This window comes from Pseudomonas sp. FSL R10-2964 (assembly GCF_009600035.1).
Taxonomy (GTDB): Bacteria; Pseudomonadota; Gammaproteobacteria; order Pseudomonadales; family Pseudomonadaceae; genus Aquipseudomonas; species Aquipseudomonas bubulae.
The window spans coordinates 207524-226125 of sequence record NZ_WIWH01000001.1; the positions used below are offsets into that span (position 1 = coordinate 207524).

The 18602-nt window shown below is 58.7% G+C and carries 17 protein-coding genes; 13 read left to right on the forward strand and 4 right to left on the reverse strand.

The window, feature by feature from the left end:
• Window positions 1–151: 151 nt before the first annotated feature.
• The 6 genes from lepA to pdxJ all read left to right on the forward strand — a co-directional run bounded on the left by lepA (window position 152) and on the right by pdxJ (window position 6261).
• Window positions 152–1951, forward strand: a complete 1800-nt coding sequence (gene lepA / locus GHN92_RS01060) for a translation elongation factor 4 (RefSeq protein ID WP_095001233.1) — start codon at window positions 152–154, stop codon at window positions 1949–1951.
• A gap of 5 nt (window positions 1952–1956) precedes the next feature.
• Window positions 1957–2811 carry a signal peptidase I gene (gene lepB / locus GHN92_RS01065; RefSeq protein WP_095001234.1) on the forward strand — a complete coding sequence of 285 codons (855 nt, stop codon included), beginning with the start codon at window positions 1957–1959 and terminating at the stop codon, window positions 2809–2811.
• 218 nt (window positions 2812–3029) lie between these two features.
• The gene (gene rnc, locus GHN92_RS01070) at window positions 3030–3719 is read left to right on the forward strand and encodes a ribonuclease III (protein WP_095001235.1); all 690 of its coding nucleotides are present in this window, start codon (window positions 3030–3032) and stop codon (window positions 3717–3719) included.
• Complete coding sequence (gene era, locus GHN92_RS01075) at window positions 3712–4614, forward strand: GTPase Era (protein ID WP_095001236.1); 903 nt, start codon at window positions 3712–3714, stop codon at window positions 4612–4614. Before rnc ends, era begins: the two co-directional genes overlap by 8 nt.
• Before the next feature lie 162 nt (window positions 4615–4776).
• Window positions 4777–5466 carry a DNA repair protein RecO gene (recO, locus tag GHN92_RS01080; RefSeq protein ID WP_095001237.1) on the forward strand — a complete coding sequence of 230 codons (690 nt, stop codon included), beginning with the start codon at window positions 4777–4779 and terminating at the stop codon, window positions 5464–5466.
• Between the two features lie 51 nt (window positions 5467–5517).
• Window positions 5518–6261: a pyridoxine 5'-phosphate synthase gene (gene pdxJ, locus GHN92_RS01085; protein WP_178102577.1), complete on the forward strand. Its 744-nt coding sequence runs from the start codon at window positions 5518–5520 to the stop codon at window positions 6259–6261.
• 87 nt (window positions 6262–6348) lie between these two features.
• Here the strand turns inward: pdxJ and mltF are convergent, their stop codons facing one another.
• Complete coding sequence (gene mltF, locus GHN92_RS01090) at window positions 6349–7806, reverse strand: membrane-bound lytic murein transglycosylase MltF (protein ID WP_095001239.1); 1458 nt, start codon at window positions 7804–7806, stop codon at window positions 6349–6351.
• A 285-nt stretch (window positions 7807–8091) separates the two neighbouring features.
• Here mltF and purL point away from each other — a divergent pair, with 285 nt between their 5' ends.
• Both purL and GHN92_RS01100 read left to right on the forward strand, forming a co-directional pair.
• Window positions 8092–11988, forward strand: a complete 3897-nt coding sequence (purL, locus tag GHN92_RS01095) for a phosphoribosylformylglycinamidine synthase (protein WP_095038759.1) — start codon at window positions 8092–8094, stop codon at window positions 11986–11988.
• A 4-nt stretch (window positions 11989–11992) separates the two neighbouring features.
• Entirely contained in the window at window positions 11993–12304 is a 312-nt protein-coding gene (locus GHN92_RS01100; protein ID WP_095001241.1) for a YqfO family protein, read from the forward strand.
• A 72-nt stretch (window positions 12305–12376) separates the two neighbouring features.
• On the opposite strand, the gene GHN92_RS01105 is transcribed toward GHN92_RS01100, so the two are convergent.
• Window positions 12377–12943: a murein L,D-transpeptidase family protein gene (locus GHN92_RS01105; protein ID WP_095001242.1), complete on the reverse strand. Its 567-nt coding sequence runs from the start codon at window positions 12941–12943 to the stop codon at window positions 12377–12379.
• Between the two features lie 35 nt (window positions 12944–12978).
• Window positions 12979–13536 (reverse strand): NUDIX hydrolase, encoded by a 558-nt coding sequence (locus tag GHN92_RS01110; protein ID WP_133144294.1) that lies wholly within the window; start codon window positions 13534–13536, stop codon window positions 12979–12981.
• 145 nt (window positions 13537–13681) lie between these two features.
• On the opposite strand from GHN92_RS01110, the gene GHN92_RS01115 reads away from it, so the two are divergent.
• From GHN92_RS01115 to purT, 5 genes are all read left to right on the forward strand, one after another.
• Window positions 13682–14284 carry a CoA pyrophosphatase gene (locus GHN92_RS01115; RefSeq protein WP_095001244.1) on the forward strand — a complete coding sequence of 201 codons (603 nt, stop codon included), beginning with the start codon at window positions 13682–13684 and terminating at the stop codon, window positions 14282–14284.
• A 40-nt stretch (window positions 14285–14324) separates the two neighbouring features.
• Window positions 14325–14849 (forward strand): gamma carbonic anhydrase family protein, encoded by a 525-nt coding sequence (locus GHN92_RS01120; protein ID WP_153379151.1) that lies wholly within the window; start codon window positions 14325–14327, stop codon window positions 14847–14849.
• Complete coding sequence (locus tag GHN92_RS01125; protein WP_095018203.1) at window positions 14846–15055, forward strand: DUF1289 domain-containing protein; 210 nt, start codon at window positions 14846–14848, stop codon at window positions 15053–15055. Before GHN92_RS01120 ends, GHN92_RS01125 begins: the two co-directional genes overlap by 4 nt.
• Window positions 15056–15232: 177 nt before the next feature.
• Window positions 15233–15694, forward strand: a complete 462-nt coding sequence (locus GHN92_RS01130; RefSeq protein WP_095018202.1) for a VUT family protein — start codon at window positions 15233–15235, stop codon at window positions 15692–15694.
• A gap of 86 nt (window positions 15695–15780) precedes the next feature.
• Window positions 15781–16962: a formate-dependent phosphoribosylglycinamide formyltransferase gene (purT, locus tag GHN92_RS01135; protein ID WP_133144293.1), complete on the forward strand. Its 1182-nt coding sequence runs from the start codon at window positions 15781–15783 to the stop codon at window positions 16960–16962.
• Between the two features lie 108 nt (window positions 16963–17070).
• Here the strand turns inward: purT and GHN92_RS01140 are convergent, their stop codons facing one another.
• Window positions 17071–18387 carry an MFS transporter gene (locus tag GHN92_RS01140; RefSeq protein ID WP_095001248.1) on the reverse strand — a complete coding sequence of 439 codons (1317 nt, stop codon included), beginning with the start codon at window positions 18385–18387 and terminating at the stop codon, window positions 17071–17073.
• Window positions 18388–18602: the final 215 nt, after the last annotated feature.

The following is an 18602-nucleotide window of genomic DNA, read 5'->3' on the forward strand; positions in this document are numbered from 1 at the left end:
TTGAGCCAATCAAGAGCCTCTATCTCGCGATAGGGGCTTTTTTGTAGGTGCCCATTGGCCTGTGAACGTGACGCTTGGCGCGATGTTCAGGTACAATTCCCGGCTATTTTTCGGCGGGCAGTCTGCCTGCGACTTTTTTGAGTGTTGACCCGTGAGTGATCTGAGTCATATCCGCAATTTCTCCATCATCGCCCACATTGACCATGGCAAGTCGACGCTGGCCGATCGTTTCATCCAGATGTGCGGTGGCCTGACTGCCCGCGAAATGGAGGCCCAGGTACTGGACTCCATGGACCTCGAGCGTGAGCGCGGGATCACCATCAAGGCCCACAGCGTCACCTTGTATTACACGGCCAAAGACGGTAATACCTACCAGTTGAACTTCATTGATACCCCGGGCCACGTTGACTTCACCTACGAAGTTAGCCGTTCCCTGGCGGCCTGTGAAGGTGCGTTGCTGGTGGTCGATGCGGGGCAGGGTGTAGAAGCCCAGTCCGTAGCCAACTGCTACACCGCGATTGAGCAGGGCCTGGAAGTCATGCCGGTGCTGAACAAGATCGACCTGCCACAGGCTGATCCTGATCGCGTTAAGGAAGAAATCGAAAAAATCATTGGCATCGACGCCACTGATGCCGTGACCTGCAGTGCCAAGACCGGCCTGGGCGTGGACGAGGTGCTTGAGCGCCTGGTACACACCATTCCTGCGCCGACCGGCAATATCGAAGATCCGCTGCAAGCGTTGATCATCGACTCCTGGTTCGACAACTACCTGGGCGTTGTGTCCCTGGTTCGCGTGCGCCACGGCCGCGTGAAAAAGGGCGACAAGATTCTGGTCAAATCCACCGGCAAGATCCACCTGGTGGACAGCGTTGGTGTATTCAACCCGAAACACACCGCCACTGCAGACCTGAAAGCCGGTGAAGTAGGTTTCATCATCGCCGGTATCAAGGACATTCACGGTGCGCCAGTGGGCGATACCCTGACCTTGAGCACGACTCCGGATGTTGATGTACTGCCCGGTTTCAAGCGTATTCAGCCTCAGGTATACGCGGGCCTGTTCCCGGTTAGCTCCGATGACTTCGAAGACTTCCGTGATGCGTTGCAAAAACTGACGCTGAACGACTCTTCGCTGCAATACACGCCAGAAAGCTCTGACGCACTGGGCTTCGGCTTCCGTTGCGGCTTCCTGGGCATGCTGCACATGGAGATCATTCAGGAGCGCCTGGAGCGCGAGTACAACCTGGACCTGATCACCACTGCGCCAACCGTAATTTTCGAACTGCTGCTCAAGACCGGTGAAACGATTTACGTCGATAACCCGTCCAAGCTGCCAGATCTTTCAATGATTGAAGACATGCGCGAGCCAATCGTGCGTGCCAACATTCTTGTGCCTCAGGAGCACCTGGGTAACGTCATTACCCTGTGCATTGAAAAACGTGGCGTGCAGCACGACATGTTGTTCCTGGGTACCCAGGTACAAGTGACCTACGATTTGCCGATGAACGAAGTGGTTCTGGACTTCTTCGACCGTCTCAAATCCACCAGTCGCGGCTATGCTTCGCTTGATTACCACTTCGATCGTTACCAGTCAGCTAATCTGGTCAAGCTCGATGTGCTGATCAACGGTGACAAGGTAGATGCGCTGGCCCTGATCGTGCACAAGGAAAACGCGCACTACAAAGGTCGCCAGTTGACCGAGAAGATGAAAGAACTGATTCCGCGCCAGATGTTCGACGTCGCGATCCAGGCCGCCATTGGCGGGCAGATCATTGCACGGACCTCCGTCAAGGCACTCAGAAAGAACGTACTGGCCAAATGCTACGGTGGTGACGTTAGCCGTAAGCGCAAGCTGTTGGAAAAGCAAAAGGCCGGTAAAAAACGCATGAAGCAAGTGGGCAACGTGGAAATTCCACAAGAAGCCTTCCTTGCAGTGCTCCGTTTGGATAGCTAGGTCCTATGTCACTAAATTTCCCGCTGTTGCTGGTCATTGCTGTTGCCGTGTGCGGTTTGCTGGCGCTGCTCGATTTGGTCTTCCTGGCTCCGCGCCGGCGCAAGGCCATTGCCAACTATCAAGCCAGCGTTACGCCGGTTGATATGCAGGTAGTCGAAAAGCTCAACAAGGAGCCGCTGCTGGTTGAATACGGCAAGTCGTTCTTTCCCGTGTTGTTTATCGTGCTGGTGTTGCGTTCGTTTCTGGTTGAGCCGTTCCAGATTCCGTCCGGCTCGATGAAACCGACCCTGGATGTGGGCGATTTCATTTTGGTGAACAAGTTTTCGTACGGGATCCGCTTGCCGGTACTCGACACGAAAATCATCGAAGTGGGTGATCCGAAGCGGGGCGATGTGATGGTGTTTCGCTACCCAAGCGATCCGACAGTCAACTACATCAAGCGTGTAGTTGGCCTGCCGGGCGACAAGATCCGCTATACCAGCGACAAGCATCTTTATGTCAACGACCAACTGGTTGCCGAGCAACTGGTCAAGGCCGAGCCTGGAACCCTGGGCAGTGCCGAGTTGTACAAAGAGAAGCTGGGCGAAGTCGAGCACATGATCCGCAAGGAAATGAGCCGCTATCGTGCGCCGCCTGACAAGGAGTGGACGGTTCCGGCCGGGCATTACTTCATGATGGGTGACAACCGTGACAATTCGAACGACAGCCGTTACTGGGATGATCCGAACATTCCCAAAGACGAGCTGGGCATGGTTCCCGACAAGAATATTGTCGGCAAGGCCTTCGCTGTTTGGATGAGCTGGCCGGAACCCAAGGCGAGCAACCTGCCGAACTTCTCGCGGGTTGGTCTGATCAAGTAGCCAGAACGGCGCTGTTTATAACAGCGCCGATTGCTTTTCAGGTGTGCGAAACAAGTCGCGCGCCTGAGTATTCAGGATGTGGATTTGAACAAAGCGTTAAGTGTGACGGCGGCGAACAGCCTGTTCCCTGTCCATTTGCTATGCGATAAACGAGCATCACTGATCCCTAATATCGGTCCGGTGGTGACATTCGGCCACGAACTCAGCGTGGGTAAATCGTGAGTTTTTCTTTAGAACGTTTAGAGCGTCAGCTCGGCTACACCTTCAAAGACCAGGAACTGATGGTTCTGGCCCTGACACACCGCAGTTTCGCGGGGCGCAATAACGAGCGCCTTGAGTTCCTGGGGGATGCCATTCTCAATTTTGTTGCCGGCGAAGCCTTGTTTGACCGTTTCCCGCTGGCGCGTGAAGGCCAGTTGTCACGCTTGCGTGCGCGGCTGGTAAAGGGTGAGACCCTGGCAGTACTGGCCCGCGGCTTTGAGCTGGGCGAGTACCTGCGCCTGGGTTCCGGTGAACTGAAAAGCGGCGGATTTCGCCGTGAATCGATCCTGGCCGATGCCCTTGAGGCGCTGATCGGGGCCATTTACCTGGACGCCGGCATGGATGTCGCTCGCGACCGCGTACTGGCCTGGCTGGCCAGCGAGTTCGAGACGCTGACCCTGGTCGACACCAACAAAGATCCAAAGACCCGCCTGCAAGAGTTCTTGCAGTCGCGTGCCTGCGACCTGCCACGTTACGAAGTGGTGGATATCCAGGGCGAACCGCATTGCCGCACCTTCTTTGTCGAGTGCGAGATTGCCTTATTGAATGAAAAAAGCCGGGGACAGGGCGTGAGCCGTCGTATTGCCGAACAGGTAGCGGCCGCCGCAGCACTGATTGCCCTTGGCGTGGAGAATGGTCATGACTGATTCAACCGCAACTCGCTGTGGCTACGTTGCCATTGTTGGTCGTCCAAACGTGGGTAAATCCACACTGCTGAACCATATCCTGGGTCAAAAGCTGGCGATCACCTCGCGCAAGCCTCAGACCACCCGCCACAACATGCTGGGCATCAAGACCGAAGGCAACGTGCAAGCGGTCTACGTGGATACCCCGGGCATGCACAAGGGCGGCGAAAAGGCCCTGAACCGCTACATGAACAAAACCGCTTCGGCTGCGTTGAAAGACGTCGATGTGGTGATCTTCGTTGTTGACCGCACCAAGTGGACCGACGAAGACCAGATGGTGCTGGAGCGCGTGCAGTACGTAACCGGCCCGCTGATCGTGGCGTTGAACAAGACCGACCGTATCGAAGACAAGGCCGAGCTGATGCCGCACCTGAGCTGGCTTCAGGAGCAACTGCCGAACGCCCAGATCATCCCGATCTCGGCTCAGCACGGGCACAACCTTGAAGCCCTTGAGCGCGTGATTGCCGATCACCTGCCGGAAAACGAGCACTTCTTCCCGGAAGACCAGATCACTGATCGCAGCAGCCGCTTCCTGGCCGCTGAACTGGTACGTGAAAAGATCATGCGCCAGATGGGTGCCGAGCTGCCGTACCAGATCACCGTCGAGATCGAAGAGTTCAAGCAGCAGGGCAAAACCCTGCATATCCATGCCTTGATTCTGGTTGAGCGTGATGGTCAGAAAAAAATCATCATTGGCGACAAGGGCGAGCGTATCAAGCGTATCGGTACCGAAGCGCGCAAGGATATGGAGCTGCTGTTCGACTCCAAGATCATGCTTAACCTTTGGGTTAAAGTGAAAGGTGGCTGGTCCGACGACGAGCGCGCCCTGCGTTCGCTGGGCTACGGCGACCTGTAAGCACAGCATTACACCCCCCCTGTGGGAGCGGGCTTGCTCGCGATAGCATCAACTCGGAACTTCAGACAGGCCGAGTTGCTGCTATCGCGAGCAAGCCCGCTCCCACATTAGTTTTATGCTGTTCTTCCTGGCAGTGTTTGCCTTTTGAGATAGCTGACTTCCATGTCCAGTAAACCCCCGGCCCCCCAACTCGCCTACGTCCTGCACAGTCGCCCCTATCGTGAAACCAGTGCCCTGGTGGATTTCATCACGCCTCAAGGGCGCCTGCGGGCCGTGCTGCGCAGTGCGCGGGGCAAGGCGGGGACGCTGGCCCGGCCTTTTGTGCCGCTGGAAATCGAATTTCGCGGCCGTGGCGAGCTGAAAAACGTCGGACGCATGGAGAGTGCCGGGATTGCCACCTGGCTCAATGGCGAAGCGCTGTTCAGCGGCCTCTATCTCAATGAGCTGCTGATCAGGCTGTTGCCAGCCGAAGACCCGCATCCGGCGGTCTTCGACCACTATGCCGCGACGCTGGTGGCGCTTGCGCAAGGACGCGCGCTCGAACCTCTGCTGCGAGCGTTCGAATGGCGCCTGCTGGACGATCTGGGCTATGGCTTTTCGTTGACCCGGGACATTCAAGGCGAACCGGTGGCCAGCGATGGCATGTACCGTTTGCAGGTAGATGCCGGGCTTGAACGGATTTATCTGGTGCAGCCCGGTCTGTTTCATGGCACCGAACTGCACGCAATGGCCGAGGCTGACTGGACCGTGCCCGGAGCCTTATCTGCCGCCAAGCGCCTGATGCGTCAGGCATTGGCCGTGCATTTGGCTGGTAAACCGCTGGCCAGTCGTGAGTTGTTTCGCAAGCCCTGAATAGACCGGTATGCTGTGCGCCGAATCGTCAACTCTTCAGGAGAGCCCCCCGTGACCCAAAGCAATCGCATTCTTCTCGGCGTGAACATCGACCACGTAGCCACGCTGCGTCAGGCTCGCGGCACCCGTTACCCTGATCCGGTCAAGGCAGCGCTGGATGCAGAAGAGGCGGGCGCCGACGGCATTACCGTGCACTTGCGCGAAGATCGTCGACATATCCAGGAACGCGATGTGTTGCTGCTCAAGGATGTCCTGCAAACGCGCATGAACTTCGAAATGGGCGTTACCGAAGAGATGATGCTGTTTGCCGAGCGCATTCGCCCGGCGCATATCTGCCTGGTGCCTGAAACCCGTCAGGAACTGACCACCGAAGGCGGTCTGGATGTTGCCGGGCAGGAAGCGCGGATCAAGGCAGCTGTCGAGCGGCTGAGCAAGATTGGCTGTGAAGTGTCGCTGTTTATTGACGCCGATGAGCGTCAGATCGAAGCGTCCAAGCGCGTAGGCGCACCGGCAATCGAACTGCACACCGGACGCTATGCCGATGCCCAGACCCCGACCGAAGTCGCCGAAGAGTTGCAGCGTGTCGCCGATGGCGTTGCGTATGGCCTGGCTCAAGGGCTGATCGTCAATGCTGGCCACGGTCTGCATTACCACAACGTGGAAGCGGTAGCCGCGATCAAGGGCATCAATGAATTGAACATTGGCCATGCGCTGGTGGCGCATGCATTGTTCGTGGGCTTCAAGTCGGCAGTGGCTGAAATGAAAGCGCTGATTGTGGCTGCGGCCAAGGTTTAAAAACGGCTACGGGGATCATTCAATTGTGGGAGCGAGCCTGCTCGCGAAGCTCATTCGCGAGCAGGCTCGCTCCCACAGAATTGTGTTCTACAACTGCGGCTCTTCTTTGGGCTTGGTCTTGTCGATGCCGGGGATATGCAGCTTGCTGTCGGCCGCCTGATCACCTTCGAGCTGTGGCTGCGTGGCCCAGGTCAAGATGTCGTAGTAACGACGGATGTTGGCCACAAAATGTACTGGCTCGCCGCCACGGGCGTAGCCATAGCGGGTTTTGCTGTACCACTGCTTCTGCGCAAGGCGAGGCAGCATTTTCTTTACATCAAGCCACTTGTTCGGGTTCAGGCCTTCTTTCTTGGCCAGCTTGCGTGCGTCTTCCAGATGACCGCCACCCACGTTGTAGGCAGCCAGTGCGAACCAGGTGCGATCCGGTTCCTGAATATCATCGTCCAGCTCGCTCTTGATCAATGCGAGGTATTTGGCGCCGCCCATGATGCTTTGCTTGGCATCCAGGCGGTTGGACACGCCCATCGCTTGAGCCGTGTTCTGGGTCAGCATCATCAGGCCGCGCACACCTGTTTTTGAGGTGACGGCGGGTTGCCATAAAGATTCCTGATAACCCATGGCTGCCAGCAGGCGCCAGTCGATCTGTTCTTTTTTGGCCGCTTCCTTGAAGAACTTTTCGTACTTGGGCAAGCGCTGTTGCAGGTGCTGGGCGAAGGTGTACGCGCCAACGTAGCCAAGGACATCGACATGCCCGTAGTAGCGGTCTTTAAGGCGTTGCAGGGTGCCGTTCTTTTCGACCTTGTCCAGATAGGCGTTGATCTCGTTGAGCAGGCTGTTGTCTTCACCGGCCGCCACTGCCCAGCGCTGACTGCGTGCATCGCCCAGGTCAAAGGCGACGCGCACGTTGGGGAAGTACACCTGGTTCATCGCCACTTCGTTGGAGTCGACCAGCGTGAGGTCGATCTGGCCTTCATCGACCATGCGCAGCAAATCGACGACTTCGACCGCGTCGGATTCGTCGTACTCGATTCCGGGGTACTGTTTTTTCAGTTCGGCCAGTTGCTCGGCGTGGGAGCTGCCTTTGAGGACCGTGATGCGCTTGCCGGCCAGATCCGCAGCAGAGGTGGGGCGGGACTGGCCGTTGCGGTAGATGATCTGTGGCGTGACTTCGAGGTACGGGTGGGAAAACCTGGCTTGTTGCAGGCGTTTCTCGCTGCTGACCAGTCCGGCAGCAGCCAGAACCGGGCCGTCAGGCTGGCCCAGTTGATTGAACAGTTCATCCAGGTTGTCCGCGGTCTCGATTTTGAGCTCAACCCCAAGATCGTCGGCAAAACGCTTCACCAACTCGTATTCAAAGCCGGTTTCACCATTGCGATCCTCAAAGTAGGTCGCAGGGCTGTTGCGGGTAATCACCCGCAGTACCCCATCCTCCTTTACGCGCTCCAGGGTGCTGGGTTTTTCAACGCAGGCACTGAGCATCAGGAAGAGTCCGGTTGCGAGCAGCCATTTGGCGCAGCGCGGGCGGATATCAGTTAGAGAAAACATCCGCGCAGTATACGCAAAGCAGCACGGGTGCCATATCTCGACAATTTCCAGTCATTCTGATATTGACCGCGAAAATCGCTCAAACCCTTGTAGAATGGGGGGTAGAGCTCTGTTTAAAGATCATAATCGAGCATCCGTTAAGCGGCTGATAGCTATAAAGAATAAGGCTTTGGTCGATTCGCGACGTCTGGTGCGCTTCAGGTGTGCCGTTTCGGGTGCCGTGGCGAACGGTTTAGGCTAGAATGCCCGGCCTCAAAGCATACCCCTCCCGAGGCTGTCCCGAAGATGTTGATCCTGCGCGGCGCTCCTGCCCTTTCTGCCTTTCGCCACAGCAAACTCCTTGCACAACTGAGCCTCAAGGTTCCGTCTGTCACTGGTTTGTATGCTGAATTCGCCCACTTTGCCGATACCACCGGTGAGCTGACCAGCGATGAACAGCAGGTACTGGCTCGTCTCCTGAAGTACGGCCCAAGCGTGCCGGTCCAAGAGCCGAGCGGCCGACTGTTCCTGGTGTTGCCGCGGTTTGGCACCATCTCTCCCTGGTCGAGCAAGGCCAGCGACATTGCCCGTAACTGTGGCCTGGCTAAAATCCAGCGCCTGGAACGCGGCATTGCATTCTATGTAGCTGGCCAGTTCAGCGATGCGGATGCCGAACTGATCGGCGCTGTATTGCATGACCGTATGACGCAAATCGTGCTGGGCGCTCTGGAGCAGGCTGCAGGCTTGTTCAGCCACGCCGAGCCAAAGCCGCTGACCGCGATTGACGTACTGGGTGGCGGTCGTGCCGCGCTGGAAAAAGCCAACGTCGAGCTGGGCCTTGCCCTGGCCGAAGACGAAATCGATTATCTGGTCAATGCCTTCAACGGTCTGGGTCGCAACCCGCACGACATCGAATTGATGATGTTTGCCCAGGCCAACTCCGAACATTGCCGCCACAAGATCTTCAACGCCAGCTGGGACATCGACGGCCAAAGCCAGGACAAGAGCCTGTTTGGCATGATCAAGAACACCTACGTGATGCACAGCGAAGGCGTTCTGTCTGCTTATAAAGACAACGCGTCGGTTATCGTCGGCAGTGTTGCCGGGCGTTTCTTCCCGGATCCTGAAACCCGCCAGTACGGTGCGGTGCAGGAACCAGTGCACATCCTGATGAAGGTAGAGACCCACAACCACCCGACCGCCATTGCCCCGTTCCCGGGTGCAGCGACAGGCTCCGGTGGTGAGATCCGTGACGAAGGTGCAACCGGTCGTGGTGCCAAGCCAAAGGCCGGCCTGACCGGTTTCACCGTGTCCAACCTGCAGATCCCGGGCTTTGTACAACCGTGGGAAGTGCCGTACGGCAAGCCTGAGCGCATTGTTACCGCGCTGGACATCATGATCGAAGGCCCGCTGGGCGGTGCTGCATTCAACAATGAATTCGGTCGTCCTGCCCTGACCGGTTACTTCCGTACGTTCGAGCAGTCCATCACCACCCCCCGTGGCGAAGAAGTGCGTGGTTACCACAAGCCGATCATGTTGGCCGGCGGCATGGGCAACATCCGCGCCGAACACGTGCAGAAAGCCGAAATCACCGTGGGCTCCAAGCTCATCGTGCTGGGCGGTCCGGCCATGCTGATCGGCCTGGGTGGCGGTGCAGCATCCTCTATGGCCACCGGCGCAAGCTCGGCTGACCTGGACTTCGCTTCGGTACAGCGCGAAAACCCGGAAATGGAGCGTCGTTGCCAGGAAGTGATCGACCGCTGCTGGCAGCTGGGTGACAAGAACCCGATCAGCTTTATCCACGATGTGGGTGCTGGCGGTTTGTCCAACGCATTCCCTGAGCTGGTGAACGACGGCGACCGTGGTGGCCGTTTCGAACTGCGCAACATTCCAAACGACGAGCCGGGCATGGCCCCGCACGAAATCTGGAGCAACGAATCCCAGGAACGTTATGTTCTGGCGGTGGGCGTCGAAGATTTCGAGCGCTTCAAGGCGATCTGCGAACGCGAGCGTTGCCCGTTTGCCGTCGTCGGTGAAGCCACTGCCGAGCCGCAACTGACCGTGACCGACAGCCACTTCGGCAACAACCCGGTGGACATGCCACTGGAAGTGTTGCTGGGCAAGGCGCCGCGCATGCACCGTTCGGCTGTTCGCGAAGAAGAGTTGGGCGATGATTTCGACCCGGCACAACTGAGCATCGGCGAGTGCGTCGAGCGCGTTCTGCATCACCCGGCCGTTGCCAGCAAAAGCTTCCTGATCACCATCGGCGACCGCACCATCACCGGTCTGGTTGCCCGCGACCAGATGGTCGGGCCGTGGCAGGTTCCTGTGGCTGACGTTGCTGTCACCGCAACCAGCTTCGACGTCTACACCGGTGAAGCCATGGCCATGGGCGAGCGTACGCCGCTGGCACTGCTGGATGCTCCGGCATCGGGCCGCATGGCAATTGGTGAGACCCTGACCAATATCGCGGCTTCGCGCATTGGCAAGATCAGCGACATCAAGCTGTCAGCCAACTGGATGTCCGCTGCAGGCCACCCGGGTGAAGACGCCCGCTTGTACGACACCGTCAAGGCTGTCGGCATGGAGCTGTGCCCTGAGCTGGGCATCACCATTCCGGTGGGCAAGGACTCGATGTCGATGCAAACCCGCTGGAGCGAAGAGGGCACGGACAAAACCGTGACCTCGCCGCTGTCGCTGGTTGTGACCGGTTTTGCCCCGGTGCTCGACGTTCGCCAGACCCTGACCCCGGTACTGCGCATGGACAAAGGCCTGACCGATCTGATCCTGATCGACCTGGGCCGTGGCCAGAACCGCATGGGCGCCTCGATCCTGGCCCAGACCTACGGCAAGCTGGGCAAGCAGGCCCCTGACGTTGATGACGCAGAAGACCTCAAGGCTTTCTTCGCGGTGATCCAGGGCCTGAATGCCGATGGTCACCTGCTGGCTTACCATGACCGTTCCGACGGTGGTTTGCTGACCAGCGTGATGGAAATGGCCTTTGCCGGCCACTGCGGTCTGAACCTGACCCTGGATTGCCTCGCAGACAGCGCCAGCCAGCTCCCGGCCATCCTGTTCAACGAAGAACTGGGCGCCGTAATTCAGGTGCGTCAGGACGCGACTGCTGATGTGCTTGCACAGTTCAGCGCTGCAGGCCTGGGCGAGTGTGTCGACGTGATCGGCCAGCCGCTGAACAACAGCGAAGTCACCATCACCTTCAACGGTGAAAAAGTGTTTGTCGGTCAGCGTGGCGAGTTGCAGCGCCAGTGGGCTGAAACCAGCTTCCAGATCCAGCGTATGCGTGACAATGCGGACTGCGCACAGCAAGAGTTCGACGTGCTGCTCGAAGAAGACAACCCGGGCCTGACTGCCCAGTTGAGCTTTGACGTCAACGCCAATATCAGCGCGCCGTACATCAAGAAAGGCATTCGTCCGCAAGTGGCTGTCCTGCGTGAGCAGGGCGTCAACGGTCAGGTTGAAATGGCCGCGGCGTTTGACCGTGCCGGTTTCAATGCAATCGACGTACACATGAGCGATATTCTGGCCGGCCGTGTCGACCTGAACGAGTTCAAAGGTCTGGTTGCCTGCGGTGGTTTCTCCTACGGCGACGTACTGGGTGCCGGTGAAGGCTGGGCCAAGTCGGCGCTGTTCAATGCCCGTGCCCGCGATGCGTTCCAGAGCTTCTTCGAGCGCACTGACAGCTTCTCCCTGGGTGTGTGCAACGGTTGCCAGATGATGTCCAACCTGAGCGAACTGATCCCTGGCAGCGAGCTGTGGCCACACTTTGTGCGCAACCGTTCCGAGCAGTTCGAAGCCCGTGTGGCGATGGTCCAGGTTCAGGAGTCGAACTCGATCTTCCTGCAGGGCATGGCCGGTTCGCGCATGCCGATCGCCATTGCTCATGGTGAAGGTCATGCCGAGTTCGCCAGCGAAGAAGCCATGCTGCAAGCGGACCTGTCCGGTTCGGTGGCGCTGCGCTTCGTCGACAACCACGGCAAGGTCACGGAAAACTACCCGGCCAACCCTAACGGCTCGCCGCGCGGGATTACCGGCCTGACCAGCCGTGACGGCCGTGTGACCATCATGATGCCGCACCCGGAGCGGGTATTCCGCGCCGTGCAGAACTCGTGGCGCCCGGAAGAGTGGAACGAAGATGCGCCGTGGTTGCGCATGTTCCGTAACGCTCGTGTGTGGGTAGATTAAGAGCATGTACAAGCTCAGCTTTTTCGTTCCTCCGAGCCATGTGGACGTGGTCAAGGATGCCGTATTCGCTGCCGGTGGCGGACGGATCGGCAGCTATGACCACTGCGCCTGGCAGACCATGGGCCAGGGCCAGTTTCGCGCGCTGGACGGCAGCCAGCCGTTCATCGGGCAAACTGGTCAGGTCGAGTATGTGGGGGAGTGGAAGGTTGAGCTGGTCGTCGCCGATGATCTGATTCAGGCCGTGGTGGCTGCGCTCAAGCACAGCCACCCGTATGAAACCCCTGCGTACGAAGTGTGGCAACTGGCTGATTTCTAGCCACAAGTCATATAAAAAACCCGCTGAACCGTTACCGGTCAGCGGGTTTTTTGTTGCTCGTATGACAGCTGGCTACGGGCGGATTTCAACCATGGTGCCGTCTGGAACGAGGTTCCAGACTTCACGCATTTCGTGGTTTTTCATCGCGATACACCCATCGGTCCAGTCCAGGGTATGGAACAGTTCCTCGGGGTTGTCTTCGCTGTCCGGGGTGCCGTGGATCATGATCATCGAGCCCGGGTTCAGGCCTTCACGCCGGGCCGTGGCAGCGTCGCTGATGTTGGGGTAGTTGATGTGCATCGCCAGGTTGAACTTGTCGCTTTTTTTGCGCCAGTCGACCCAGTAGATGCCCTCGGGAGTGCGTTTGTCCCCTTCGCGTACTTTTGGGCCCTTGGGTTGTTTGCCCAGGGAGATGCGGTAGGTCTTGACCGGTTTGCCGTTGCTGATCAGCTCCAGCTTGCGGGCAGACTTGATGACCAGCACCTTGTCGATATTCTGCCCGGGACGTACCGGAAGCGACGAAGGGGCGGGTTTCAGGACCTGGTTTTTATCAACGGGTTTGCCGTTTACGGTTATGACAACAGAGGCCTGGCAGGTAACGGCAAATGACAGGCATAGAGCAGCGAGCAACCAACGCATTAGAGGAACATTCCTGAGTTACAAGGCAAGCAGCATTATTTTTGGGCGGTCTTCAGGCTGGCCAGCGGTGCTACAGCCTCGCTGCGTACGGGGTAGTGAGCGCCCGGGCGGTCAGCGAAAAAGGATTCTAAGGTACGGCTGACCGTGCGGAAAGCCAGCTCTGACCAAGGGATGTCGACTTCTTCAAACAGGCGCACTTCCAGGCTCTCTTCACCGGCTGCGAAGTTCGGGCCCAGCAGGTCGGCGCGGTAGAAAATATGCACCTGATTGATATGCGGCACATCGATCAGGGTGTAGATGGCCAGGTTCTCAACCACGGCACAGGCTTCCTCCAGGGTTTCGCGTCGGGCCGCGTTTTCAACCGTCTCGCCGTTCTCCATAAAGCCTGCGGGCAGTGTCCAGTAGCCTTTGCGCGGTTCGATGGCGCGACGGCACAGCAGCACTTGTGTGCCCCACACGGGCACGCAACCGGCGACAATATTGGGGTTTTGATAATGAATGGTCTGGCAGTGGTCGCAGACATAGCGCAGGCGCGAATCGCCTTGCGGGATATGCTGGCTGACGGAGTGGCCGCACTGGCTACAAAATTTCATGCTGTGGTCTCTGGCTCGTTGCCTATCTTGGGGGCTGAGGCGGGCTCGCGGCAAGTGTGGTCTGGCGGGCTGCGACACTGTAGGACTTGGGTGCCCGGTGCGATTTGGTGCATGATGCCCGATAAGTGCCGGATCGAGATGACCTATGCTGGACGAGCTGCTTGGCCGTGTGAGCCGCTATACCCCACGGACGCTGGAAACAGAACGGAATTACCCGGAAGCTGCGGTGTTGTTGCCGGTCACACGCAGTTCTGAGCCTGAGCTGATTCTCACCCTGCGTGCCAGCGGGTTGTCGACCCACGGTGGTGAAGTGGCTTTTCCGGGCGGTCGCCGCGACCCGGAAGACCCCGACCTAGTGTTCACCGCCCTGCGTGAGGCCGAAGAAGAAATCGGCTTGCCGCCGGGGCTGGTCGAGGTGATCGGGCCGCTGAGTCCCTTGATCTCGTTACACGGTATTCGCGTAACGCCTTATGTCGGTCTGGTCCCGGATTACGTTGAGTATCTGGCCAATGACGCCGAAATCGCCGCGGTATTCAGCGTGCCGCTGGAGTTCTTCCGCCAGGACCCGCGTGAGCACACTCATCGCATCGACTACCAGGGCCGTAGCTGGTACGTGCCGAGCTACCGTTTTGGCGTGTATAAAATCTGGGGGCTGACGGCCATCATGATCGTGGAGCTGATGAACCTGCTCTATGACGACGTCAATATCAACCTGCATACCCCGCCTGAACGTTCCATTCCAATTTAGAGCCGTCAGCAGACGGCCACGCCTGCCTTGAGGACATCCCATGAAATACCGCCTGGGCGACTCGTTCGTCGAAACCCATCCCGAAAGCTGGACCGCACCCAATGCCACCCTGATCGGCAAGGTGAGCCTGGAAGAGGGCGCCAGTGTCTGGTTTAACGCCGTGTTGCGTGGCGATAACGAACTGATCCTGATCGGCAAGCACAGCAATGTGCAAGATGGCGCGGTGATGCATACCGACATGGGCTATCCGCTCACACTTGGCACGGGCGTGACCATCGGTCATAACGCCATGTTGCATGGTTGTACGGTGGGCGATTACAGCCTGATCGGTATCAATGCGGTGATCCTCAATGGCGCGAAAATCGGCAAGCATTGCATCATTGGCGCCAACTCGTTGATTGGCGAAGGTAAGGAAATCCCGGACGGCTCGCTGGTCATGGGGTCGCCGGGCAAGGTGGTACGTGACCTGACGGATGAGCAGAAAAAATTGCTGGAAGCCAGCGCGGCCCACTACGTCAAGAACGGCCAGCGATATGCCCGTGACCTTCAGGTGCAAGAGCAATGACAGAAGCAGAGCGCCCGGTCGCCTCGCCCTGTGTGAATATCTGCGCGCTGGACGACGACGATGTGTGCAGTGGCTGCCAGCGTACCGTGGCGGAAATCACCCGCTGGAGCCGCATGACCAACCCGGAGCGCCGTGAGGTGCTAGTGCAGTGCCATGAGCGGGCCAAAGCCAGTGGTGTGGTGTGGATGTTGGGTTCCGGTAGCTGACAACGCTTCTTTATTGTGTGAGCGGGCTTGCTCGCGATGCAGGCGCCACGGCCTGTCAGGCAAACTGCGCTGATGTCATCGTGAGCAAGCCCGCTCCCGCAGGGGGATGTCGCGGGTACAAAATCGACTGCGACTCAAGTACCCTGTGCGCCTTATTTAGAGGTGTCGCCCGCTGCCATGCTGTTTCTTGTCGCTTATATCGCCAGCGTCGTGCTGATCAACTACGCGTTTTCCACTGCGCCGCACCTGGACATCATCTGGTCAGCCTGGGGTGGCCTGGTGTTTGTATTGCGCGACATGGTGCAAACCCGATTCGGTCACGGTGCCCTGCTGGCCATGCTGGCGGCCCTGGTGTTGTCGTACGTCACCTCCGATCCTTCCATTGCACTGGCCAGCGCCACTGCCTTCGCCGTGTCCGAGTGCATCGACTGGCTGGTCTTCAGCATCACCAAGCGGCCTTTGCATGACCGCTTGTGGATCAGCTCTGCGCTGAGCATCCCGATCGACACCTTTATCTTCTTCGGCATGATCGATGCCTTCACCCCTGGCGTGATCATTACCGCCATGGCCTCGAAATTCGCCGGCGTCACCTGCGTATGGCTGGCAATGGCCTGGCGTTTGCGCAAAGCCTCGGTCTAGTCATGTAAAATGCCGGCCTTTGTATCCCCCTGCAGGCGCTGGCTTGGTCAGTGCCTTCGATGATTTTGTTTCCTTGAGGACCTGAAATGACCCGTATCGGAACTCCACTGTCGCCCACTGCGACCCGCGTCATGTTGTGTGGCTGCGGTGAGCTGGGCAAAGAAGTTGTCATCGAATTGCAGCGCCTGGGGGTCGAAGTGATCGCCGTCGATCGCTACGCCAATGCACCTGCCATGCAGGTTGCCCATCGCAGCCATGTGATCAACATGCTTGACGGCGCCGCCCTGCGTGCCGTCATCGAAGCAGAACAACCGCACTTTATCGTTCCGGAAATCGAAGCCATCGCCACCGCCACCCTGGTGGAGCTGGAAGCTGAAGGTTTCACCGTTATTCCGACGGCGCGTGCCACGTCGTTGACCATGAACCGCGAAGGCATTCGTCGCCTGGCAGCCGAAGAGCTGGACCTGCCAACCTCGCCGTACCATTTTGCCGACACCTTTGAAGACTACAGCGCCGCCGTGCTGGATCTGGGCTTCCCGTGCGTGGTCAAGCCGGTGATGAGTTCGTCAGGCAAGGGCCAGAGCCTGCTGCGCAGTGCTGAGGAGGTTAAGGCTGCGTGGGACTACGCGCAGGAAGGCGGTCGTGCGGGCAAGGGTCGGGTCATTATCGAAGGCTTTATCGACTTCGATTACGAAATTACTTTGCTGACCGTGCGCCATATTGGCGGTACCACGTTCTGCGCACCGGTTGGTCACCGACAGGAGAAGGGCGATTACCAGGAATCCTGGCAGCCGCAGGCAATGAGTCCGATCGCGCTGGCCGAGTCCGAGCGTGTCGCCAAGGCTGTTACTGAAGCGCTGGGTGGTCGTGGTCTATTTGGCGTTGAGTTGTTTATCAAGGGCGATCAGGTGTGGTTCAGCGAAGTGTCGCCGCGCCCGCACGATACCGGCCTGGTGACATTGATTTCTCAGGATCTGTCGCAGTTCGCATTGCATGCTCGCGCCATTCTCGGCCTGCCGATTCCATTGATTCGTCAGTTCGGGCCATCGGCTTCGGCGGTGATTCTGGTAGAAGGTCAGTCGACCCAGACTGCATTCGCCAACCTGGGTGCTGCCCTGAGCGAACCGGACACCGCATTGCGCCTGTTCGGCAAGCCAGAGGTCAACGGCCAGCGTCGCATGGGCGTGGCCCTGGCTCGCGATGAGTCGATTGAAGCCGCTCGCGCCAAAGCGACCCGCGCGGCCAAGGCAGTAGTTGTAGAGCTGTAAAAACCATTGTGGGAGCGGGCTAGCTCGCGATTCAATTGCCCCGGTACATCTGATGTACCGAGGCGTTGCAATCGCGAGCTAGCCCGCTCCCACAGGTTAAGTGTTTCTTCAAGCCACCTTGTTCAGGTCAGCCTCTTTCGTTTCCTTCAGGCACAGCACGGCAATCAGGCTGAGAATCGCTGCGCCCGACACGTACCCGCCTACCCAGCTCAACCCCCCCATGCTCACCAGCTTTTGCGCAAAAAAAGGTGCAGCGGAAGCTCCGACAATGCCACCCAGATTGTAAGCCGCCGACGCGCCGGTATAGCGCACGCGGGTCGGGAACAGTTCAGGGAGCAGGGCACCCATCGGGGCAAAGGTCACGCCCATCAAAAACAGCTCGATGCACAGGAACAGCGCCACACCCCAGGTGGTGCCGTGGGTGAGCAGAGGCTCCATCAGAAAACCTGACAAGATCGCCAGCACGCCACCGACTATCAGCACCGGCTTGCGTCCATAACGGTCACTGGCCCAGGCCGACAGAGGTGTGGCCGCCGCCATGAACAGCACGGCAAAACACAGCAGGCCGAGGAAGGTTTCGCGGGTATAGCCCAGGGTGGCGACGCCATAGCTCAGGGAAAACACTGTCGAGATATAGAACAGTGCGTAACACACCACCATCGAAGCGGCGCCCAGCAGCATCGGTGCCCAGTATTGGCTGAAGAGTTCGACGATGGGCATTTTCACCCGCTCGTGCTGTGCTACGGCCTTGGCAAACACCGGTGTCTCTTCCAGCTTCAGGCGTACATACAGACCCACCATCACCAGCGCTGCGCTAAGCAGGAAGGGGATGCGCCAGCCCCAGGAGCGGAACTGCTCATCGCTCAGGCTCATGGCCAGAATCAGAAACAGGCCATTGGCCGCCAGAAAACCGATCGAAGGCCCCAGTTGCGGAAACATGCCATACCAGGCGCGCTTGCCCTTGGGGGCGTTCTCGGTGGCCAGCAATGCCGCGCCGCCCCATTCGCCACCCAGCCCCAGGCCCTGGCCGAAGCGCAGCACGCACAGCAGGATCGGGGCCCAGGCGCCGATTGTGGCGTAGCCCGGCAGCACCCCGATCAATGTGGTGCACACGCCCATCAGTAGCAGTGAGGCCACCAGGGTGGATTTGCGTCCGATGCGGTCACCGAAGTGGCCAAACAGGAATGAGCCCAGCGGGCGGGCGAGAAAGGCGATGCCGAAGGTCAGAAACGCCGACAGCATTTGTGCGGTACCGGATGTCTGCGGAAAAAATACCGGGCCTATCACCAGTGCAGCGGCGGTGGCATACACATAAAAGTCGTAGAACTCGATGGCAGTGCCAATAAAGCTGGCCGTGGCGACGCGGGTGGCGGAGTTGGCCGGCTTGTCGGGCGTAGCTTCGCTATAGGTTGTGCTGGAGGTCATGCGTATATCCCTGACAGTTATGAGCCCTGTGCCGATGTCCGCTTTGGCGGTGCGACATGGCGAGCAATTTTTATGGTCGTTGGCCCTGAGGGATAACAGGGTGCAAGCGCAGTTCAGGATGGGAACGTACGCAGGTACTGCGTCATACAACGCGCCGACAGCGCTGGGTGCGGGTAACACGCGTGTTGGCGAGGCTTGGGTAAGCGATGATGATT